This is a genomic window from Pseudomonas sp. CCOS 191, from assembly GCF_001007005.1.
Lineage (GTDB): Bacteria > Pseudomonadota > Gammaproteobacteria > Pseudomonadales > Pseudomonadaceae > Aquipseudomonas > Aquipseudomonas soli.
The window spans coordinates 5624519-5644952 of record NZ_LN847264.1; the positions used below are offsets into that span (position 1 = coordinate 5624519).

The following is a 20434-nucleotide window of genomic DNA, read 5'->3' on the forward strand; positions in this document are numbered from 1 at the left end:
GCCCACGGGACATGATGCAACCTTGCCCGATACGCCGTGCCTCAGGCCGCGCCCCAGTTCAAGCGAGTCTTCGATGAAAAGCCAACCCGATGCCGCCAGCCGTGTGGCGGCCGAGGTCGTGACGCAGCTCCCCGTGCCCTCGCGGCTCGGCATGCTGCGTTTCGAACGGCTGAACGAAGCCAGTTGGGCGATGCTCTACCTCGATCCGGCCTGCGACCGCCAGTTCGGCCTGCCCGCCGCCGAGCTCTGCGCCCTGATCGGCTCGCCCTATGCCAGCCTCATGGAGCCGGAGGCGCGCTACAAGCTGCACGACGAGATCCAGCTGCAACTGGCCCAGCGCGGCTATTACCGGGTGCGCTATACCCTGCACGCCAGCCCCGCGCCACTGCGCCTGCTGGAAGTCGGCGAAAGCTACAAGCAGCACAACCGCCAATTGTTGCGTGGCTACCTGACGGTGTTCGACGACCACCAGCAGGACGCCCCCGACCTCGACGCCAACGACCTGGAATCGCGCAACAACCGCCTGCAGCTGGCCCTGCAGCTGAACCAGCGCGCCCAACAGGAGCAGCTCGAGCACCTGGACCGGGTCCGCGCCCAGCAGGACCTGATCCTGCGCCTGGCACGCCAGCGCTACAGCGTCGGCAACTCGCTGCTCGAAGCCGCCGAGCTGATCACCCGCAGCGCCTGCGAGATCTACCGGGTCGACTGCGCCAGCATCTGGTACCTGGACGACCAGCGCCTGGAGCCGATCAGCGCCTGGTATCGCCGCGAACAGCAGCACCGCATGCCCGAGGCGATCGACGCCAGCCGCTTCCCCGACTACCTCGAGGCCCTGCATGCCAGCCGCGCCATCGACGCCCACAACGCCAGCCACGACCCGCGCACCCGCGAGATGGCCGAGTCGCTGTACAGCACCGACGACAACGCCATGCTCGATGCCAGTATCCGCATCGATGGCCAGGTTGTCGGCGTGCTGTGCCTGGAGCAGACCGGCCAGCCGCGGGCCTGGCAGTCGGACGAGATCGCCTTCGCCGGCGAGCTGGCCGACCAGTTCGCCCAGGTCATCAACAACCACAACCGACGCACCGCCGCCAGCGCCCTGCACCTGTTCCAGCGCGCTGTAGAGCAAAGCGCCAGCGCCTTCCTGCTGGTCAACCGCGACGGCGTGGTGGAATACGTCAACCCCAGCTTCACGGCGATCACCCAGTACAGCACCGAGGAAGTCCAGGGCCACCACCTGGCCGAACTGCCGGCCCTGGAAAACCTCAGCGAGCTGCTGTTCGACTCGCCGTCGAGCCTGGCCATGGGCAACAGCTGGCAGGGCGAGTTCAAGAGCCGGCGCAAGAACCTTGAGCCCTACTGGGGGCAACTGTCGATCTCCAAGGTGTACGGCGACAACCGCGAGCTGACCCACTACATCGGCATCTACGAAGACGTCACCCAGAGCAAACTGGCCCAGCAGCGCATCGAGCGCCTGGCCTACACCGACAACCTGACCAACCTGGGCAACCGCCCGGCGTTCATCCGCAACCTCGACGAGCGCTTCGCCCGCGACAGCAACAGCCCGATCTGCCTGCTGCTGGTGGACATCGACAACTTCAAGCGGATCAACGACAGCCTCGGCCACCAGACCGGCGACAAGTTGCTGATCAGCCTGGCCCGGCGCCTGCGCAACAGCCTGGCCAACGGCGGCAGCCTGGCGCGCTTCGCCAGCAACGAGTTCGCCGTGCTGCTCGACGACACCAGCCTCGATGACGGCCAGGGCGTGGCCCACCAGCTGCTGCGCACCCTCGACAAGCCGATGTTCGTCGACAACCAGCTGATCAACGTCACCGCTTCCGTGGGCCTGGCCTGCGCGCCACTGCACGGCAGCGACCCGGCCACGCTGATGAAGAACGCAGGCCTGGCCCTGCACAAGGCCAAAGCCAACGGCAAGCACCAGGTCCAGGTGTTCACCGAGGTGCTCAACGCCGAGGCCAGCTACAAGCTGTTCGTCGAGAACAACCTGCGCCGCGCCCTGACCCAGAACGAACTGGAAGTGTTCTACCAGCCCAAGCTGTGCCTGCGCAGCGGTCGCCTGCTGGGCCTTGAGGCGCTGCTGCGCTGGAACCACCCCGAGCGCGGCATGATCCGCCCCGACCAGTTCATCAGCGTGGCCGAGGAAACCGGCCTGATCATCCCCATCGGCAAGTGGGTGGTGCGCCAAGCCTGTCGCATGAGCCAGCAGCTGCGCGAAGCAGGTCTTGGCAACCTGCACGTGGCCATCAACCTGTCGCCCAAGCAGTTCTCCGACCCGGAGCTGGTCGGCTCGATCGCCGGCATCCTCAAGGAAGAAGCCCTGCCGCCGCACCTGCTGGAACTGGAGCTGACCGAAGGCCTGCTGCTCGAAGCCACCGAAGACACCCACCGCCAGCTCGACGAGCTCAAGGCCCTGGGCCTGACCCTGGCCATGGACGACTTCGGCACCGGTTACTCGTCGCTGAGCTACCTGAAGAAGTTCCCGATCGACATCATCAAGATCGACCGCAGCTTCATCAACGAGATCCCCGACAACCAGGACGACATGGAGATCACCTCGGCGGTGGTGGCCATGGCCCACAACCTCAAGCTCAAGGTAGTCGCCGAGGGCATCGAGACGCCCGAGCAGCTGGCGTTCCTGCGCCGGCACCGCTGCGACGTCGGCCAGGGCTACCTGTTCGACCGCCCTATCCCAGGGCGCGAGCTGAGCGAAAAACTGCGCCGCTATCCGCGTGGGCCGGTGGACTGACAGCGGCACAAACCTCGGGCACTATAGAAGCCATCCAGGCCTCATCGCCGGCAAGCCGGCTCCCACAGTAATCACGACCTCCTGTGGGAGCCGGCTTGCCGGCGATAAGGCCAACACCTGTCCAACTGGTAAACACAGAGGAACGGCCATGGTCCTGCGTTCGGAAATCCTGGTGAACAAAAACGTCCTGCCCACCGCGGAACAGGCCCTGCCTGGCCGCGAAACCCCGATGACCCTGCCCGAGTTCCACTACGTGTTCGAAGGCACCCCGCTGCTCGGCCCATTCTTCGAAGGCGACATCGACTTCGCCATCTTCGGCCTGGGTTGCTTCTGGGGCGCCGAACGGCGCTTCTGGCAGCGCGAAGGCGTGGTCAGCACCGTGGTCGGCTACGCTGGCGGCTTCACCCCCAACCCGACCTATGAAGAAGTCTGCTCGGGGCTGACCGGCCACACCGAAGTGGTGCTGGTGGTGTTCGACAAGAACAAGGTCAGCTACCGCGAACTGCTGGCAATGTTCTGGGAGCTGCACAACCCGACCCAGGGCATGCGCCAGGGCAACGATGTCGGCACCCAGTACCGCTCGGCGATCTACTGCACCTCGCCGCAGCAACTCGAGGAAGCCCAGGCCAGCCAGGCCGCCTTCCAGGCCGAGCTGAGCAAGGCCGGCTTTGGCGAGATCACCACCGAGATCGCCCAGGCGCCGACCGTGTACTTCGCCGAGGCCTACCACCAGCAGTACCTGGCCAAGAACCCGGACGGCTACTGCGGCATCGGCGGCACCGGCGTGTGCCTGCCGCCCAGCCTGCAGGGCAACTGAGCCATGATCCTGTTCCATTCGCCGTTGTCACCGTTCGTGCGCAAGGTGATGATCGTCCTGCACGAGACCGGCCAGCTGGAGCGCGTCAGCGTGCAGGGCGTGAACATCAGCCCGCTGAACGGCGACGAGCAGCTCAACCGCGACAACCCGATCGGCAAGATCCCGGCCCTGCGCCTGGACGATGGCAGCGTGCTGCACGATAGCCGGGTGATCTGCGAATACCTCGACAGCCAGCACGTCGGCCTGCCGTTGATCCCCCGCGAGGGCTCGGCGCGCTGGCGGCGCCTGACCCTGGCCGCGCAGGCCGACGCGATCATGGATGCCGCGGTGGCCACGCGCTACGAGACTTTCCTGCGCCCGGTGGACAAGCAGTGGGACAGCTGGGTGACAGCGCAGGGCGAGAAGATCCGCCGCGGGCTGGCGAGCCTGGAGCACGAGCACCTGGCAGAAATCATCTCCGGCTTCGATATCGCCGCGATCGGTGTGGCCTGCGCCTTGGGTTATCTGGACTTGCGTCAGCCGGAGTTCGACTGGCGCGGAGAGTATCCGGGGCTGGCGGCGTGGTATGCCGAGGTGTCGAAGCGGCCATCGATGGTGGCTACAGCTCCTGTAGCCTGATCCACCGCAATCGCCGCGGTTCGTCGCCACGACAAGCCGGCTCCCACAGAGTTCAGCGCAATCCTTGTGGGAGCCGGCTTGCCGGCGATTGGGCTGCACAGCAGCCCCAGCATCAACGCGGTATCACAGGAAACAGCTGCCCGATCCGCTGCGCCAACCAGCGCCCGATCTCTCTATCCTCCCTCATACCCCCCTCCCCACCCGCGACCAGTCCAGCCGGCGGGTCAGCACCATGAACACACCCAGCAGGCCAAAGCACAGCAACGAGCCCATCAGCAGTGCGTAGTCCTCGGCGCTGAGCAGCCCGTAGAGCATGCCGTACAACGCCGCCAACCCCGCCGCAAAGCCCACCCCGCGTCCCAGGCTGCGCAGCACGTGCACCAGGTAGAAGCCGATCAGCAGCACACAGCCCGACGCCGACAGCCCATAGGCCAGGCCGAACCCCAGGTGCTCCGACAACGACAGCAGCAGCAGGTAGAAGAACGCCAGGGCCACGCCCACCAGGATGTACTGCACCGGGTGCACGCTGAGGTTCTTCAGCACCTCGAACAGGAAGAAGCCGGCGAAGGTCAGGGCAATGAACAGCAGCGCGTACTTGATCGCCCGCTCGCTCTTGAGGTACTGGTCCACCGGGTCGACGAAGCTGACGCCAAACGCCCGGTCGGTGAAGTCAGCGCACTTCTGCGCCGTGGCGCACAGGCGCACCGCCTCTTCCAGGTTGGTGGCGAAGAACGTGGTCTGCCAGTGGGCGCTGAAGCCTTTCTCGTCGATGGCGCGGCGGCTGGGCAGGAAGTTGCCGATGAAGCTCGGGTGCGGCCAGTTGGCGCGCATGTCCACGGTACTGCTGCGCCCGACCGGCAGCACGGCCAGTTGCCCGGTGCCCAGCAGGTCCAGGTCGAAGGCATAGGTGAACTCCCGGGCCTGCGGCTCGCTGAACTGCGGCAGGTCCACATGCACGCCGCCAGGCAACCAGTCGACACCGTTGCCGGGCTGGAACGGCAGGCGCTGGTCGTCCAACTTCAGTTCAAGGCTGTTCTCGATGCCGCGGATATCACTGATGCCGACCATCAGCCGCGGCTTGTCGAAGCGATAGTCGTCGTAGTCCTTCTCGATCCCCCAGCGCTCGGGCAGCTTGAAGCGGCCGCTGATCCTGCTCTTGGCATGGAACAGGCGCGCCTGGTAGATACCCCGGGCACGCAGCTCGGTATCGACGCCCACATCCATTTCGAAGGTTTCCGGCAGGAAATACAGCTGGCCGTGGACCGTGCTGGTTTCCTGGACGCTCTTGCCGTCCTTGTCGATCCAGCGGCGCTCGTACTTGCGATAGGGCACCACCACCACCGGGCCGCTGACCAGCTGGTCGAAGCTGGAGCTCGCGGCGATCTCGCCGAGCACGTTGTTGCGCAGTTGCTGACGTTCGTCGATCAAGCCGCCGATCATCAGCAGGGGAATCAGCAGCAGCAGGATCAGCACGGCGATCAGGCCGAGCTTGAAACCTAGGGTCTTGTTCATGGGGTTGGGCTCCGTTTGCGATGCGGGCAGTGTCTGCCCGCTGCGTGGAGCCCTTGGGGAGGGAATGTGGAGATTGTGTGGAGATTCGGGCTACCCGCGCGCATGCCATGCGCAAATCCCTGTGGGAGCCGGCTCGCCGGCGAAAGGGCCGCAAAGCGGCCCCCGGCAATTCAACTGACGCGCCGCGCCGGCAGCCACAACCTCACCCGCACGCCACCCTCGACGTTGTCCACCGCCAACGCCCCGCCATGCAACTGCATCACCTCGGCCACGAAGTTCAGCCCCAGCCCGGTGCTCTTGCGCCCGGTGCCGGGCCTTGGCAGCGAGTAGAAGCGCTCGCTGACCCGGCCCAGGGCATAGTCGGGGATCGCCTGCCCCTGGTTGAACAGGCTCAAGGCTACCCGCTCGCCATCGCGCTCCAGCTCGAAGGCCAATGCGCCTTGCTGCGGAGTGAAGTCCAATGCGTTGTCCAGCAGGTTGGCCAGCGCCTGGCGCATCAGGAATGGATCGCACAGTAGCCTGAGGCCCGCCGGGATCCGCTGGCGTACCTGCAACCCGGCACCGTCGATCCTCGTGCCATGGGCCAGCAGCAGCTCGTCGATCAGCGCCGCCACCGCCACCTGCTGCTCGTCCTCCAGGGCCTGCATCTGTTCGACCCGGGCCAGGTTAAGCAGCCGCTCGATCATCTGCTGCAAGCGGTCGCTCTCGCGCTCGATGTTGCCGGCAAAGCGCGCCCGCTGCTCTTGCGGCATGTCGCCCTGGAGCAGTTCCGAGGCGCCACGGATCGCCGCCAGCGGGCTCTTGAGTTCATGGGTGAGTGTGTGCACATAGCGTTCAACGTAGGCCTTGCCTTCGAGCTGAGTGCGCATGCGCTCCACCGCCGTGGCCAGTTGCAGCAGCTCGCCGCCCTTGTAGTGCGGCAGCGCGGCACGCTGACCCTCGCTGACCGCTTGGGCGTAATGAGTGAGGCGGCGCAGCGAGCGGGTCAGCCACCACGACAGCGCCGCCCCCACCAACAGGCCGAGCACGATCAGCCCGAGGCCGAGGATCAGCAGGCGCCGCTCGGAGCGATCGATGTAAGGCTGCAGCGAGCTGTTGGGCTTGGCCACGGTGACCACGCCGATGATCTGGCCGCCGTCGAGGATCGGCGCCGCCACATGCATCACCGAGGTGCTTTCATCATCCGGGTCGCTGCGGGTCGAGCGTGCGCCGTACTGGCCACGCAAGGTCAGGTAGACGTCATTCCAGCGCGAATAGTCCTTGCCCACGTCCCGGCCGCTGGAGTCGAGCAGTACGACGCCCTTGGCATCGGTCACGTAGATCCGGTGGCTGACCTGGTTTTTCGCCAGCCCCCAGATCTGCGCGCTCGGGCGCCGCTCGCCATAGGAGGCCAGTACCTGCGACAGGCGGCTCTGGGTCAGGGTGCCGTTCTTCACATCGTCATGAAGGATCTCGGCCAGCAGGTTGGCGGTGTCCACCAGGGTTTCTTCCGATGACTGACGCACCACCGGGCGGATCTGCTCGCGCACCGTGTTGAGCAGGAAGTAACCCGCCAGGCCGACGAACAGGAAGTACACCAGGAAGATGCGAATCCCCAGGCGCATCAGGCGTGCTCCGGGCTGTAGCTGTAGCCCAGGCCGCGGTGCGTCTGGATCGCCTCGGCATCGGGCGCGACCTGGCGCAGCTTGGCGCGCAGGCTCTTGATATGGCTGTCGATGGTGCGCTCGTAGCCCACGTCCGAAGCCACGCCCAAGCCATCGAGCAGTTGCTCGCGGCTGAACACCCGGCGTGGTTGCTCGAGCAGGCTTTGCAGCAAACGGAACTCGTGGCGGGTGAGCGCCAGCGCCTGGCCCCGGTAGCTGATGCGCATCGCCAGGGTATCGAGCTGGAACGGCGTGCTGTCGCTGGCCACTTCAATCCTTGGCGCCATGCGCTTGAGGATCGCCCGCACCCGCGCCGCCACCTCGCGGGGGCTGAACGGCTTGACCACGTAGTCGTCGGCGCCGATCTCCAGGCCCAGCACGCGGTCGATCTCGGCGTCGCGGGCACTGAGGAACATCACCGGCACCTCGCTGAAGCGGCGCAGCTGGCGGCAGGTCTCGAAGCCACTGATATCGGGCAGGCCGATATCGAGGATAACCAGGTCGGCCGGGCGCAGGCGCTGCTGCTCGACGGCGGCGCTGCCGAGGGTCACCCACTCGGTGCTGTGGCCGTCGGCCTGCAGGGCGTAGATGAGGGTGTCGGCGATGGCGGATTCGTCTTCGACGATGAGGATGTGGGGCATCTGAGCGGCAAGCCTCAAGCTGCAAGCTTCAAGTGAAAGCGGATCGCGGCAACTTACACCGATCCGCCGTTTCTTGCAGCTTGTCGCTTGAAACTTGCAGCTGGCGAATCAGCAGTCCGGCTTGCCCGCCGTGAACTTCTTCGCCGGGTTCACCGCCGCTTTGAACTCGCGCAGGGCCTTGGCGCCCACCAGCAGCGGGTAGTTGAAGCTGCTGCGGTCGACCAGGTTGACCTCCACGGTACGCTTCACGTCGCCCAGGCACAGCTCCAGGTCGACCACCGGGCGGCGCGACAGCTCGGGCGCATCACCTTCGTCTTCCTCGTCGGCTCGGTTCTTGATCTTGCTGATGCGCGCCAGCTTGTGTTCGTAGACCTTGCCATTGGCATCCTTGGTGGCCAGGCGGAAACGCACCCAGTCCTCGCCATCGCGGGTGAACAGCTCGATATCCTTGGCCGACAGCGACGCGGTGTAGGCACCGGTGTCCATCTTGGCCTTGAGGGTTTCACCGATCTCCGGCAGGGCGATGTTCTCGTAGCGGCCGTACAGGGTGGGCTCGGCGGCCATCACCGGCAGCGCCAGAAGGGACAGCAGGGCAAGCAGGGGTTTCACGGGGCAGGCTTCCTTGAGAGGGGTCAGTGCTTAGACTGCGCAGGCAGGATAGGTTCGTTGCAACAGGGTAAACAACACAATGTGAAACATTTGTCCCAGTTAATGGACGTACGACGTTTGGCGTAGGCCACTGCCCTGCTTATCATTAGCCACCGTTTACCTCACACCAACAAGAGTCCCCTTATGCGTCGCCTGCTGACCGGCATCCTCACCCTCACCCTGCTGCTGCTCAACACCCTGGTGCTGATCGGCCCGCTGCTGGTCTTCGCCCTGCTCAAGCTGGTGCTGCCGGGCCGTGGCCGCGACTACGCGTCGGCCGCGGTGATGTGGATCGCCGAAACCTGGTCGGAAATCGACAAGGCCATCTTCGCCCTGTGCATCCCCACCCAGTGGGACATCCGCGGCGTCGACACCCTGCGCCAGGACACCTCGTACCTGTGCGTGAGCAATCACCAGACCTGGGTGGATATCCCGGCGCTGATCGAGAGCCTCAACCGTCGCGTGCCGTTCTTCAAGTTCTTCCTCAAGAAAGAGCTGATCTGGGTACCGCTGCTGGGCCTGGCCTGGTGGGGCCTGGATTACCCGTTCATGAAGCGCTACAGCAAGGCCTTCCTCGACAAGCACCCCGAACTCAAGGGCAAGGACCTGGAGATCACCAAGGCCGCCTGCGAGTTGTTCAAGCGCCAGCCGGTGACCGTGGTCAACTACCTCGAAGGCACCCGCTTCACCGAGGCCAAGCGCGCCGAGCAGCAATCGCCCTACCGTCACCTGCTCAAGCCCAAGGCCGGCGGCGTGGCTTTCGTGCTGGCGGCGCTGGGCGAGCAGCTGGATGCGCTGCTCGATGTAACCATCGTCTACCCGGGCGACAAGGCGCCGGGGTTCTGGGACCTGCTCAACGGCAGCATCAGCCGGGTGATCATCGACATCCGCGTGCGCGAGCTGGACCCGGCGCTGTGCGAGGGCGATTACGAGAACGACCCGGCGTTCCGTCAGACGGTGCAGGCCTGGGTCAACCAGCTGTGGCTGGACAAGGACCAGCGGATCGCGCAGTTGCGCGCAGAGATGCGCTGAAACCAATGGCCCTGTCGCGCTCTTGCCCGCGATAGGGCCTACAAATACCTCACCGAACCCCGATTAAAATCCAGATTTATAATCGACATAAGGAACTCTTTGTTTGTCACCACCCGTCTGAGTGGATAAAAATCGATCAACCACAACTACAAGAAAAGCCAGGATCGATCGATGGCCAACCCTCCCTGCTCCGCCCCCGCGCAACTGCGCCGCGTCCTGGGCCTGCCCGCCCTGGTGTTCTTCGGCCTGGTGTACATGGTCCCGCTGACCATCTTCACCACCTACGGCATCGTCACCGAACTCACCGGTGGCCGCACCGCCGCTGCCTACCTGGTCACCCTGCTGGCCATGCTGTTCACCGCCACCTCCTACAGCTTCATGGTCAAGCGCTTCCCGGTCGCGGGCTCGGCGTACTCCTACACCAACATGGCGTTCGGCCCCAACGTGGGTTTCCTGGCGGGTTGGTCGCTGCTGCTCGACTACCTGTTCATCCCGATGATCAATTACCTGCTGATCGGGCTGTTCCTCAACATCGCCTTCCCGGCCATCCCGGCCTGGACCATCGTGCTGGCGGCCATCGCCGTGGTGACCGTGCTCAACGTGGTCGGCATCCACTCGGTGGCCAAGACCAGCAACCTGATCGTCGGCGCGCAGATCGTCTTCATCGGCGTGTTCATCGCCCTGTCCTGGCAGGGCCTGGCCGGCCAGCCGGTGGACCTGCTGGCGCCGCTGCGCGGTGATGGCAGCGCGCCGGGCTTCGGTGCCTTGATGGCCGGGGCGGCGGTGCTGTGCCTGTCGTTCCTCGGCTTCGATGCCGTGTCGACCCTGGCCGAAGAGTGCAAGGACGCCCGCCGCGACGTGCCGCGAGCGATCATTCTCACCACCCTCGGCGCCGGGCTGCTGTTCACCGTGCTGGCCTATGTCAGCCAGCTGGTGCTGCCGGGCAGCACCTTCGCCAACACCGATGCCGCCGCCAACGAAGTGATGATGAAGGCCGGCGGGCAGTTCCTCGCCAACTTCTTCACCGCTGCCTTCGTTGCCGGCAGCCTGGGCTCGGCGCTGGCCTCGCAGGCGGCGGTGTCGCGCATTCTGTTCACCATGGGCCGCGACCGCGTGCTGCCGCAGCGCAGCTTCGGCTACCTGTCGCCGCGCTTCGGCACGCCGGTGTTCGCCACCCTGCTGGTGTCGGCGTTCTCGCTGCTGGCACTGGTGATCGACCTGGCCACCCTCGCCTCGCTGATCAGCTTTGGCGCGCTGGTGGCGTTCTCGGCGGTGAACCTGGCGGTGGTGAAGACGCACCTGATGGATGACGCCGGACAGCGCACGCCGCTGGGCCTGCTGCGCTACGGAACGGTACCGTTGGTGGGGTTGGGCCTGACCTTGTGGCTGTGGACCAGCCTGTCGGCGCTGACCCTGGTGATCGGCTTATGCTGGTTTGCGTTGGGGCTGGCGTACCTGGCGGTGCTGACAGCTGGTTTCCGTCGGCCGGTGCGGTTGGTGGATTTCTCCGAGACCGCGTAGCTCCGCATGTCTCCTGCAGGAGCGGCGGTGCACCGCTCCTTCAGAGGGTGGGGTCAGACCGACGGGGTATTTACCGCCGGGCTACCCCACAAGCTCCCCAGGTTCTGCAGCAACGATCCGGCAATCCCCTGCTGCCCCAGGTACTGCAGGATCAACGGCGCGAACTGGCCGATCATCCCGGTATCCATGCCCAGCGCCTTGAAGGCGGTGTCCAAGTCGTTGCGGTTCTCGACTTCACCGCCCAGCGCATTGCTCAGGGCCGAGCTGTTCTTGTCGTTGCCCAGCAACTGCCCCAGCCCGTTCAGCCCACCCAGCGCATTGTTGCCCGACAGCAGGTCGAGCCCCGGCACAGCCTTGGTCAACTGCCCGTAGTCATCGCCGCTGAGGTTGTTGCGCGCCAGGCCCAACATGGCCCCCGCGCCGCCGATGGCTTGCTCGGGAGTGATCTTCAATTCGCTACCCAGCGTGTTGAGCAGGTTGGCCTGGGCGGCCGGCGCTTGCCCCTGGGCCTGATGGTTCTGGTTCTGCATGGCCGAGACGGCATTGGCTGCGTCGCTGAGGTTGAAGGCGAACACCGGGCTTGCGGCCAGGGTCATCAAGGTTGCCAGGGTGAATGCTTTCATCGGGAGAGACCTCGTCGGCCGGAATGGCCGGGAAACGAGGGGTTGGACTGGGGTGCCGGAGGTTTGTTCCGGGCCGGCCATCGGTGTTCATCCCAGGGGCCAATCGCTGGCAAGCCAGCTCCCACAGTGGATTGCGCAATAGTCTGAGCCCTGCGCGGTCCCTGTGGGAGCCGGCTTGCCGGCGATCGGGCCGCACGGCCCCAGCTATTTCAACCCGGCTGATAGAACCCCGAGGCAGGCACCTGCTTCAACGCCCCCACCAGCGCATCGACCTGCCCCCACGCGACAGTCAGATGCTGCAGGCTCGAAGCCTGGAGCTGCTTCAGATCGCCGTCGGTCGCCAGTTCCTGGGCGTGGTAGCCGTCGGTATAGGCGATGAACATGAAATGGCAGACGTTCATCAGCACCTCCTCGATGGGCACGGCGCCTTCGAGGATGGCGGTGGAGAGGGATTGGCCAGGTGGGAGTTGGAATTTGGCGTGGAGGTCTTCGGGTGGGTCGGGGACGATCTTTTTCATCGAGGCACCATGCTGTGTTGGGTGCCACCCGTCCGCTTCCACACATCAGGGTGACAGCTGTACACGGGGTGGAAAGACCGGTGCATGGTGAACCCGGCAGGCCCAGAGACCTCCCGCGTACAGCCGTCATGACGACAACAACCATGCTAACTGCCGGGTTTCCACGCCCGATCGCTGAACCGACAGCGACCGGGAAAGCCTAGAGGGCAGGATTTCCCCGGACAATCAGACGTGCATCGACAGATCGCGCAGGATATTTCCTGCAACCTCAAGCAGTAAGTGGGATATAGCCTCATCCCGGGTAGGATTCTTCCTCAGGCCTAGCATTTCTGCCAGTAGCGGGCCTAGCTCCGTTGCTGCAAATTTGAGTAGGAGACCCAAATTTATTTGGAGAAAGCCATGCGACCGAAGCACCTCTCCCCCTCGGCAACATCGTTACTGGCAACAGACATGCAAGGTTCAATATTGCGTGCGCATACAAAACAAGAACCTCTTTCACTATCGTATGCGACCTACGGATTCGACCCACGTGCAATCTCGGACAGCCCCCAACTCCGATTCAACGCAGAACTTCGCACAGTTGCAGGTTTCTACCTACTTGGCAGCTACAGAGCCTACAATCCAATACTGATGCGTTTTCACTCGCCCGATTACTTAAGTCCTTTCGGAGCCGGCAACATCAATGCTTACGTTTACTGCTCTAATGACCCGGTAAATTATACTGACGCCTCCGGCCACATGCGAAATCCGCTACGAAGCCCAGCGGCCTTAACGCTAATCGGCGGAAAAAGCATCGTAGATGGGAAGCTCTACAGAAATGAAATAATCGGCGGCCAAACTAGACGAGTACAAGCCCCCGGTTTCACCGCATCAGAAACTATCCATCTACAACAACTCAAAAACGAACAGCAGAACGAAATCCTGGCGACTATCCAAGAAATTTCTAATCTCAAAAGACGTTATGGCGCCGACATTGGAAAACTGCACGAACTAAATACCACCATAAATAGACTTAATGAGGATATTGACTATTACATTAATAGCCTTCCAAGGACTAAAGATCCCCGCGCAGTAGAAAACACGATCGTTCATATGCAAGACAAAAGACGGGGCGCTTACCGCGAAATCGCCGCATTACCGACAGGAACCTCAAGCGCCAGCGAAAATCTCTCTACACTCACCAAGCATTTGTCGCAGCTTGAAGGTGACCTTAAAAACGTGCGAGATCTTATGCGAGCCAACACCAATTAATAATTCTACCTATACATAAATCTTCAGGTTTCACAGCAGCTTCAGGCGCAAAGTCTCTCTACATAGGCTACCCGTATGACACAGGCACATAAGCGCATAAGCTCCACGACATTACTGGCAACTGATATGCAGGGCTCAGTGCTCCGTGAGCACTCCCCCAAAAAACCTGATGCTTTTTACGAAAGCCTCTCTGAAAAAGACAAAGCATCTCTTACCGCAAATTCATCAGAACCGAAAAATTCGCGCACTTAAAGTACATACCGAAAATGACTAATACAAAAAACAGAGCCCCTACCTACGGGGCTCTGGCTATTCCGACCTACGCCGCACTAAACGTCTTATGCGGATCAATCACAAACTTCTTCGGCACCCCCGCATCAAACTCGCCATACCCCTCCGGCGCCTGATCCAGGCTGATCACCTGCACCCCCACCACTTCGGCGATGTTGATGCGGCCCCACATGATCGCCTGCATCAGCTGGCGGTTGTACTTCATGGTCGGGGTCTGCCCGGTGTGGAAGCTGTGCGACTTGGCCCAGCCCAGGCCGAAGCGGATGCTCAGCGCACCGATCTTGGCGGCGGCATCCACCGCGCCCGGGTCTTCGGTCACATACAGGCCCGGGATGCCGATGTTGCCGGCAACGCGGGTCACTTGCATCAGCGAGTTGAGCACGGTGGCCGGGGCTTCGTGCTTGGCGCCTTCATGGCCATGGCCACGGGCCTCGAAGCCGACGGCATCGACGGCGCAGTCCACTTCCGGCTCGCCAAGGATATCGACGATCTGCTCGTGCAGCGGCGTGTCCTTGGACAGGTCGACCACCTCGAAACCCTGGGATTTGGCGTGGGCCAGGCGCAGCGGGTTGAGGTCGCCGACAATCACGCAGGCGGCGCCCAGCAGGCGGGCGGACGCTGCGGCGGCCAGGCCGACTGGACCGGCACCAGCAACGTAGACGGTGCTGCCCGGGCCAACGCCTGCGGTGACGGCACCGTGGTAGCCGGTAGGGAGGATGTCGGACAGGCAGGTCAGGTCGCGGATCTTCTCCATGGCCTTGTCGCGGTCCGGCAGTTTCAACAGGTTGAAGTCGGCGTACGGCACCAGCACGTATTCGGCCTGGCCACCGGTCCAGTCGCCCATATCCACATAGCCGTAGGCACCGCCAGCGCGGGCCGGGTTCACGGTCAGGCACACGCCAGTGTGCATTTCTTTGCAGGAACGGCAACGGCCGCAGGCGACGTTGAACGGGACCGACACCAGGTCGCCGATCTTCAGGCGCTCGACGTCACGGCCCAGCTCGACGATTTCACCGGTGATTTCGTGGCCGAGTACCAGGCCGACCTGGGCAGTGGTGCGGCCACGAACCATATGCTGGTCGGAGCCGCAGATATTGGTGGAGACCACCTTGAGGATGACACCGTGCTCGATCTTCTTGCCGCGCGGGTCCTGCATCTTGGGGTAGTCGATCTTCTGCACCTCGACCTTGCCCGCGCCGAGATACACCACTCCACGGTTACCAGACATGCTCTTACCTCGCTTGATTTGTATTTATGCAGCGGTGGTGGAAAGCGCCGCCTTTCCGTGGGCGGCCTGTGTTACTGGAATGAAGGGATTGTGGGCTTGATGGGGGATGGGGCGGTGACTGGATGCGACAGGGGGATGCCTGTTTGCGGCGCAAAAACCTGGGGCCGCTTTGCGGCCCATTCGCTGCGGTTCGTCGCCACGACAAGCCAGCTCCCACAGTGTCCGCGCAGAACCTGTGGGAGCTGGCTTGCCAGCGAAAGGGCTGCGCAGCAGCCCCGGCGATCTATCAGAGCACGACCGTGCGATTGGCGTTGAGGAACACCCGCCGTTCGATGTGATAGCCGACCGCCCGCGCCAGGGTCAGGCACTCGATATCCCGCCCCTTGGCGATCAGGTCTTCCGGATAGTGGCTGTGATCCACCACCTCCACGCCCTGGGCGATGATCGGCCCTTCGTCCAGGTCGTTGTTGATGTAGTGCGCGGTGGCACCGACCATCTTCACGCCCTTGTTGTAGGCCTGGTGATACGGCTTGGCGCCCTTGAAGCCAGGCAGCAACGAGTGGTGGATGTTGATCGCCCAGCCATCCAGCCGGCGGCACAGCTCCGGCGACAGCACTTGCATGTAGCGGGCGAGGATCACCAGTTCGGCGCCGCTCTCCTCGATCACCTGCAGCACCTTGCGCTCCTGCGCCGGCTTGTCGTTGGGGTCGAGGGCGAAGTGGTAGTACGGAATCTTGTGCCAGTGCGCCAGGGGCTCCAGGTCGGGGTGGTTGGACACCACCGCGACCACGTCCATCGCCAACTGGCCAATGCGTTGGCGGTACAGCAGGTCGTTCAGGCAATGGTCGGCCTTGGACACCATGATCACCACCTTGGGACGGTGGTTGGGCGCGGTCAGCTCGAAGGCCATGCCGAAGGCTTCGCTGCGTTCGGCGAGGCCGGCACGGAAGCCCTCCTCGTCGAAGCCGTCCGCGGCGCGGAACTCCACACGTATGAAGAACCGCCCCGACAACCGGTCATCGAAGGAATGGTGCTCGGTGACGTAGCAGCGCTGCTCGTAGAGGTGACGCGTCACCACATCGACCGTGCCGAGCATGCTCGGGCAGTCGGCGGTGAGAATCCAGGTGTCCGGTGCCCGACTCATGGTGCTGCTCCTTACGCTTCGATGGCCAGGCCGTACTCGGCCGACGCGTCCTGCAGCCACAGCCACCAGTAGTCGGAGAAGCTGCGGCGAATCACCAGCTCCCAGGTGTCCTCGGCGGTACGGCGGATCACCAGTTGCGACTTGGCGAACACGGTGCCGACGGCCTTGCCGACCGGGAAGTTGTTCGGGTGTACATCATAGCTGGTGGATTTCATCAGCACGTCGCGCACGTTGGGGCCACGCAGTTCGAGCAGGGTCTGCCCACCGGTGACGTTGACCACCTGGATATGCTGGCCGTCGAGGGCATCGCGCAGCTTCTGCTCCACCGTGAACTCCTGGCCGCCGGGGACGATCAGCAGCCACTCGTCCGGGCCGACCCACTGCAGCGACATCTCGCTGTTGGCGACCACGGTCAGGGCCACCGGCAGCTCCAGGCCAAGGGCCTTGTGCACGCCGCCGGCGAAGGCCTGGTCATGGCCGTCGCCACGCAGGGTCAGGTGGCCGAGGAATTTCTTTTCGCGCAGGGTCACGCCTGCGTTCTTGCGGCCCTTGCCGACCAGGCTGGCCAGGTCGGCGTGGTGCAGTGGCGACTGAGCCTTGGCTTCAGGGCCTGGGTTTTGCTGGAAGACGTTGATAGCGCTCATTTCTTACCTGCCTTGAATTCGTGTACGTCGAAGCGATGCAGCAACTGGATGGATGCGCTGGCCCCATCGCTGGCAAGCCAGCTCCCACAGGGACCGCATCGTCCTCAGGAACTGCATCGAACCTGTGGGAGCCGGCTTGCCGGCGAAGGGCCTGCCTGCCCCCACAGGGCCCGGAATCAAACGTTCTGCCGCTCACCCTTCGGATCGAAGAACACCGAAGACACGATTTCCGCCTCGATCACGCTGCCATCGGCCTGCGGCGAATACACCCGCTCGCCCATGCGCTTGAGGCCGCCCTTGACCACGCCCATGGCGAACGAATAGCCCAGGGAGTTGGCCGCGTAGCTGGAGGTGACGTGGCCGACCATGTCCATCGGGATCGGCTGCTTGGGGTCGAACACCAGCTGGGCGCCCTCCGGCAGCCACACGTTCGGGTCCACGGGCTTGAGGCCCACCAGCTGCTTGCGATTGTCGCGGGTGGTGTCTTCACGGTTCATGCCGCGCAGGCCGATCCACGAGAAGGCCTTGTTGCGGCCCACGCACCAGCTCATGTTGAGGTCGTCCGGGGTCATCGAGCCGTCGGTGTCCTGGCCAACGATGATGAAGCCCTTCTCGGCGCGCAGCACGTGCATGGTCTCGGTGCCGTACGGGGTCAGGTTGTACTTTTTGCCCGCCTCGGCGATCTGCTCCAGCACGCCCATGGCGTAGTTGGCCTGCACGTTGATCTCGTACGACAGCTCGCCGGTGAACGAAATGCGGAACACCCGCGCCTGCACGCCGCCGACCAGGCCTTCCTTCCAGCTCATGAACGGGAAGCCGTCCTTGTCCAGGTCGATGTCGCTGACCTCGGCCAGCAGCTTGCGGCTGTTGGGGCCGGACAGGGTCATGGTCGCCCAGTGGTCGGTGACCGAGGTGAAGAACACCTTCATTTCCGGCCATTCGGTCTGGTGGTACAGCTCCAGCCACTGCAGCACGCGGGCCGCGCCGCCGGTGGTGGTGGTCATGATGAAGTGGTTGTCGCCGACACAGGCGGTCACGCCGTCGTCGAAGACCATGCCGTCTTCCTTGCACATCAGGCCGTAGCGGGCCTTGCCCACGTCGAGCTTGGTCCAGGCGTTGCTGTAGATGCGGTTGAGGAACTCGCGGGCGTCCGGGCCCTGGATGTCGATCTTGCCCAGGGTCGAGGCGTCCAGCAGGCCGACGCTGTCACGCACGGCCTTGCATTCGCGGGCCACGGCGGTGTGGATGTCTTCGCCGGGCTTGGGGAAGTACCACGGGCGCTTCCATTGGCCGACGTCCTCGAACTCGGCGCCATTCTTGATGTGCCAGGCATGCAGGGCGGTGAAGCGCACCGGCTCGAACAGGTGGCCGCAGTGCCGGCCGGCTACCGCGCCGAAGGTCACCGGCGTGTAGTTGGGGCGGAACATGGTGGTGCCCATTTCCGGGATGCCTATCCCGAGCGAACGGGCGGCGATGGCCAGGCCGTTGATGTTGCCCAGCTTGCCCTGGTCGGTGCCGAAGCCCAGCGCGGTGTAGCGCTTGACGTGCTCGACCGACTCGAAGCCTTCGCGGGTGGCCAGCTCGATGGCCGCGGCGGTGACGTCGTTCTGTTGGTCGACGAACTGCTTCGGCGCACGGGCGGTGCCTTTGTCGTGGGGCACCTGGAACAGCGCCACGGTGGCCTCTTCCTTGCGCGCCAGGGTTTTCGGCAAGGTGCCGACGCTGGCCTTGAAGCCGGCCTCGGTGGCGGCGCGAACACCGCCTTCGAAACCGTCGGCGATCACGTCACCGAGGGCGTAGACGCCGTTTACACCACCGACGCACACGCGCTTCTGCGGGGCATCGCCCGGCACGAAGCCGAGGATGTCTTCACGCCACACTGGGCGACCGCCCAGGTGCGAGGCCAGGTGCACCACCGGGCTGTAGCCGCCGGAGGTGGCGATCAGGTCGCAGTCGAGGGTTTCACCGGGGCTGGTGACCTTGTGCGCCTGCACATCGATGGCGGCCACGCGGGCGCCGGTGACGTGCTTGCTGCCCTTGGCCTCGATCACGGCGCTGGAGGTGAGGATGCGGATGCCCTTGGCACGCGCCTCCTCGACCAGCGAACCGCGTGGGTTGTGGCGGGCATCGGCGATGGCGACCACCTGCAGGCCGGCGTCGTGCCAGTCCAGCGCGGCGCGGTAGGCGTGGTCGTTGTTAGTCGACAGCACCAGCTTGCGGCCTGGGGCCACGCCGTAGCGGCGCACGTAGGTGGACACGGCGCCGGCCAGCATGTTGCCCGGCAGGTCGTTGTTGCCGTACACCAGCGGGCGCTCATGGGCGCCAGCCGCCAGCACCACGCGGTTGGCGCGCACGCGATGCACCCGCTGACGCACCTGGCCGATCGGGGCGCGGTCACCGAGGTGGTCGGTGAGGCGCTCATGGATGGTCAGGAAGTTATGGTCGTGGTAGCCGTTGACCGTGCTGCGCGGCAGCAGGGTGACTTCCGGCAGGCTTTCCAGCTCGGCCACAACCGCATTGACCCAATCGGCGGCCGGTTTGCCGTCGAGGGTTTCGCGGCTGTCGAGCAAGGTGCCGCCGAATTCTTCCTGCTCGTCCGCCAGGATCACCCGTGCGCCACTACGGGCGGCAGCCAGCGCGGCGGCCAGGCCGGCGGGGCCGGCGCCGACGATCAGCACATCGCAGTGCTGGTTCATGTAGTCGTAGCTGTCCGGGTCGTTCTGCAGCGGCGCGCGGCCGAGGCCCGCCGCCTTGCGGATGTACTTCTCGTAGGTCATCCAGAACGACTTGGGGTACATGAAGGTCTTGTAGTAGAACCCGGGCGGCATCATGCTGCCGCCGACCTTGCCGATGATGCCCATCATGTCGTTGTTGACGTTCGGCCAGCCGTTGGTGCTGGTGGCCACCAGGCCTGCGTACAGGGCCTGCTGGGTGGCGCGCACGTTGGGGATCTGGGTGGCTTCGCTGGCGCCGATCTGCAGGATCGCGTTCGGCTCTTCGGTACCGGCGGCGATGATCCCGCGGGGACGCGAGTACTTGAAGCTGCGCCCGACGATATCGACGCCGTTGGCCAGCAGCGCGGCGGCCAGGGTGTCGCCGGCATAGCCCTGGTAGGTCTTGCCGTTGAAGGTGAAGTTCAGCACCTTGCTGCGGTCGATACGGCCGCCGCTGGCGAGGCGATAGGTCTGGCTCATACTTTTTCCCCTTGGCCCTTGGCGGTCGCTGGCGCGCTGCTCTGTTTCGAGGCGGCGGTGACCTGAGGCTTCTCGCCGATCTTGTAGGTTTCCAGAATCTCGTAGGTCACGGTGTCGCGGGTGACGTTGAAGTACTGGCGGCAGCCGGCAACGTGATCCCACAGCTCGTGGTGGATGCCACGCGGGTTGTCGCGGAAGAACATGTAGGTGCCCCACTCCTCGTCGGAGCAGGCGTTCGGGTCCAGCGGGCGGGCGATATGCGCCTGGCCGGACGCGTGGAATTCTTCCTCGGAGCGCAGCTCGCCGCAGTGGGGACAGAAGATGTGCAACATGACGGTTGTC

17 protein-coding genes are annotated in these 20434 nt (G+C 64.3%); 6 read left to right on the forward strand and 11 right to left on the reverse strand.

Going from position 1 to position 20434, the window contains the following annotated elements; genetic code table 11:
- Window positions 1–73 precede the first annotated feature (73 nt).
- The 3 genes from CCOS191_RS25165 (at window position 74) to CCOS191_RS25175 (ending at window position 4202) form a co-directional block, all read left to right on the forward strand.
- A complete protein-coding gene (locus tag CCOS191_RS25165) occupies window positions 74–2767 on the forward strand; it encodes a putative bifunctional diguanylate cyclase/phosphodiesterase (RefSeq protein WP_046857435.1) in 2694 nt (897 codons plus the stop codon).
- 148 nt (window positions 2768–2915) lie between these two features.
- On the forward strand, window positions 2916–3584 hold the full coding sequence (gene msrA / locus CCOS191_RS25170; RefSeq protein ID WP_023632108.1) for a peptide-methionine (S)-S-oxide reductase MsrA: 669 nt from the start codon (window positions 2916–2918) through the stop codon (window positions 3582–3584).
- Between the two features lie 3 nt (window positions 3585–3587).
- Window positions 3588–4202 (forward strand): glutathione S-transferase, encoded by a 615-nt coding sequence (locus CCOS191_RS25175; protein WP_046857436.1) that lies wholly within the window; start codon window positions 3588–3590, stop codon window positions 4200–4202.
- 183 nt (window positions 4203–4385) lie between these two features.
- Here the strand turns inward: CCOS191_RS25175 and creD are convergent, their stop codons facing one another.
- The 4 genes from creD to rloA2 all read right to left on the reverse strand — a co-directional run bounded on the left by creD (window position 4386) and on the right by rloA2 (window position 8607).
- Window positions 4386–5714, reverse strand: a complete 1329-nt coding sequence (gene creD / locus CCOS191_RS25180) for a cell envelope integrity protein CreD (RefSeq protein ID WP_046857437.1) — start codon at window positions 5712–5714, stop codon at window positions 4386–4388.
- A gap of 170 nt (window positions 5715–5884) precedes the next feature.
- On the reverse strand, window positions 5885–7318 hold the full coding sequence (gene creC / locus CCOS191_RS25185; protein WP_046857438.1) for a two-component system sensor histidine kinase CreC: 1434 nt from the start codon (window positions 7316–7318) through the stop codon (window positions 5885–5887).
- Complete coding sequence (creB, locus tag CCOS191_RS25190) at window positions 7318–7998, reverse strand: two-component system response regulator CreB (RefSeq protein WP_046857439.1); 681 nt, start codon at window positions 7996–7998, stop codon at window positions 7318–7320. The genes creC and creB overlap by 1 nt, the downstream gene beginning before the upstream one ends.
- Before the next feature lie 108 nt (window positions 7999–8106).
- Window positions 8107–8607, reverse strand: coding sequence for a retropepsin-like aspartic peptidase RloA2 (gene rloA2 / locus CCOS191_RS25195; RefSeq protein WP_046857440.1), 501 nt, complete (start codon window positions 8605–8607; stop codon window positions 8107–8109).
- Window positions 8608–8790: 183 nt separating this feature from the next.
- Between rloA2 and CCOS191_RS25200 the strand changes: the two genes are divergently transcribed.
- Together CCOS191_RS25200 and CCOS191_RS25205 are read left to right on the forward strand one after the other, a co-directional pair.
- Entirely contained in the window at window positions 8791–9678 is an 888-nt protein-coding gene (locus CCOS191_RS25200; protein WP_046857441.1) for an acyltransferase, read from the forward strand.
- 171 nt (window positions 9679–9849) lie between these two features.
- Complete coding sequence (locus CCOS191_RS25205; RefSeq protein ID WP_046857442.1) at window positions 9850–11199, forward strand: APC family permease; 1350 nt, start codon at window positions 9850–9852, stop codon at window positions 11197–11199.
- A gap of 53 nt (window positions 11200–11252) precedes the next feature.
- Here CCOS191_RS25205 and CCOS191_RS25210 read toward each other — a convergent pair whose 3' ends face one another.
- On the reverse strand, window positions 11253–11822 hold the full coding sequence (locus tag CCOS191_RS25210; RefSeq protein ID WP_046857443.1) for a DUF2780 domain-containing protein: 570 nt from the start codon (window positions 11820–11822) through the stop codon (window positions 11253–11255).
- A 209-nt stretch (window positions 11823–12031) separates the two neighbouring features.
- On the reverse strand, window positions 12032–12340 hold the full coding sequence (locus CCOS191_RS25215; protein ID WP_046857444.1) for a hypothetical protein: 309 nt from the start codon (window positions 12338–12340) through the stop codon (window positions 12032–12034).
- A gap of 399 nt (window positions 12341–12739) precedes the next feature.
- Between CCOS191_RS25215 and CCOS191_RS27725 the strand changes: the two genes are divergently transcribed.
- The gene (locus CCOS191_RS27725) at window positions 12740–13591 is read left to right on the forward strand and encodes an RHS repeat-associated core domain-containing protein (RefSeq protein WP_082120489.1); all 852 of its coding nucleotides are present in this window, start codon (window positions 12740–12742) and stop codon (window positions 13589–13591) included.
- Window positions 13592–13910: 319 nt separating this feature from the next.
- On the opposite strand, the gene fdhA is transcribed toward CCOS191_RS27725, so the two are convergent.
- The 5 genes from fdhA to CCOS191_RS25240 form a co-directional block, all read right to left on the reverse strand.
- The gene (gene fdhA, locus CCOS191_RS25220; protein ID WP_046857445.1) at window positions 13911–15110 is read right to left on the reverse strand and encodes a formaldehyde dehydrogenase, glutathione-independent; all 1200 of its coding nucleotides are present in this window, start codon (window positions 15108–15110) and stop codon (window positions 13911–13913) included.
- A 286-nt stretch (window positions 15111–15396) separates the two neighbouring features.
- Entirely contained in the window at window positions 15397–16254 is an 858-nt protein-coding gene (gene purU / locus CCOS191_RS25225) for a formyltetrahydrofolate deformylase (RefSeq protein WP_023631289.1), read from the reverse strand.
- An 11-nt stretch (window positions 16255–16265) separates the two neighbouring features.
- Window positions 16266–16898, reverse strand: coding sequence for a sarcosine oxidase subunit gamma (locus CCOS191_RS25230; protein ID WP_046857446.1), 633 nt, complete (start codon window positions 16896–16898; stop codon window positions 16266–16268).
- Between the two features lie 176 nt (window positions 16899–17074).
- The gene (locus CCOS191_RS25235; protein ID WP_046857447.1) at window positions 17075–20092 is read right to left on the reverse strand and encodes a sarcosine oxidase subunit alpha; all 3018 of its coding nucleotides are present in this window, start codon (window positions 20090–20092) and stop codon (window positions 17075–17077) included.
- Window positions 20089–20424 (reverse strand): sarcosine oxidase subunit delta, encoded by a 336-nt coding sequence (locus CCOS191_RS25240; protein ID WP_023631299.1) that lies wholly within the window; start codon window positions 20422–20424, stop codon window positions 20089–20091. The genes CCOS191_RS25235 and CCOS191_RS25240 overlap by 4 nt, the downstream gene beginning before the upstream one ends.
- Between the last annotated feature and the right edge of the window lie 10 nt (window positions 20425–20434).

Excerpts from the sequence above, each read along its gene's own strand:
- creD (WP_046857437.1), bottom strand. The coding sequence starts at position 5,714 with ATGAACAAGACCCTAGGTTTCAAGCTCGGCCTGATCGCCGTGCTGATC.
- creC (WP_046857438.1), bottom strand. The coding sequence starts at position 7,318 with ATGCGCCTGGGGATTCGCATCTTCCTGGTGTACTTCCTGTTCGTCGGC.
- CCOS191_RS25240 (WP_023631299.1), bottom strand. The coding sequence starts at position 20,424 with ATGTTGCACATCTTCTGTCCCCACTGCGGCGAGCTGCGCTCCGAGGAA.
- CCOS191_RS25205 (WP_046857442.1), top strand. The coding sequence starts at position 9,850 with ATGGCCAACCCTCCCTGCTCCGCCCCCGCGCAACTGCGCCGCGTCCTG.
- CCOS191_RS25230 (WP_046857446.1), bottom strand. The coding sequence starts at position 16,898 with ATGAGCGCTATCAACGTCTTCCAGCAAAACCCAGGCCCTGAAGCCAAG.
- creB (WP_046857439.1), bottom strand. The coding sequence starts at position 7,998 with ATGCCCCACATCCTCATCGTCGAAGACGAATCCGCCATCGCCGACACC.
- CCOS191_RS25200 (WP_046857441.1), top strand. The coding sequence starts at position 8,791 with ATGCGTCGCCTGCTGACCGGCATCCTCACCCTCACCCTGCTGCTGCTC.
- fdhA (WP_046857445.1), bottom strand. The coding sequence starts at position 15,110 with ATGTCTGGTAACCGTGGAGTGGTGTATCTCGGCGCGGGCAAGGTCGAG.
- CCOS191_RS25175 (WP_046857436.1), top strand. The coding sequence starts at position 3,588 with ATGATCCTGTTCCATTCGCCGTTGTCACCGTTCGTGCGCAAGGTGATG.
- purU (WP_023631289.1), bottom strand. The coding sequence starts at position 16,254 with ATGAGTCGGGCACCGGACACCTGGATTCTCACCGCCGACTGCCCGAGC.
- CCOS191_RS27725 (WP_082120489.1), top strand. The coding sequence starts at position 12,740 with ATGCGACCGAAGCACCTCTCCCCCTCGGCAACATCGTTACTGGCAACA.
- CCOS191_RS25210 (WP_046857443.1), bottom strand. The coding sequence starts at position 11,822 with ATGAAAGCATTCACCCTGGCAACCTTGATGACCCTGGCCGCAAGCCCG.
- msrA (WP_023632108.1), top strand. The coding sequence starts at position 2,916 with ATGGTCCTGCGTTCGGAAATCCTGGTGAACAAAAACGTCCTGCCCACC.
- CCOS191_RS25215 (WP_046857444.1), bottom strand. The coding sequence starts at position 12,340 with ATGAAAAAGATCGTCCCCGACCCACCCGAAGACCTCCACGCCAAATTC.
- CCOS191_RS25165 (WP_046857435.1), top strand. The coding sequence starts at position 74 with ATGAAAAGCCAACCCGATGCCGCCAGCCGTGTGGCGGCCGAGGTCGTG.
- CCOS191_RS25235 (WP_046857447.1), bottom strand. The coding sequence starts at position 20,092 with ATGAGCCAGACCTATCGCCTCGCCAGCGGCGGCCGTATCGACCGCAGC.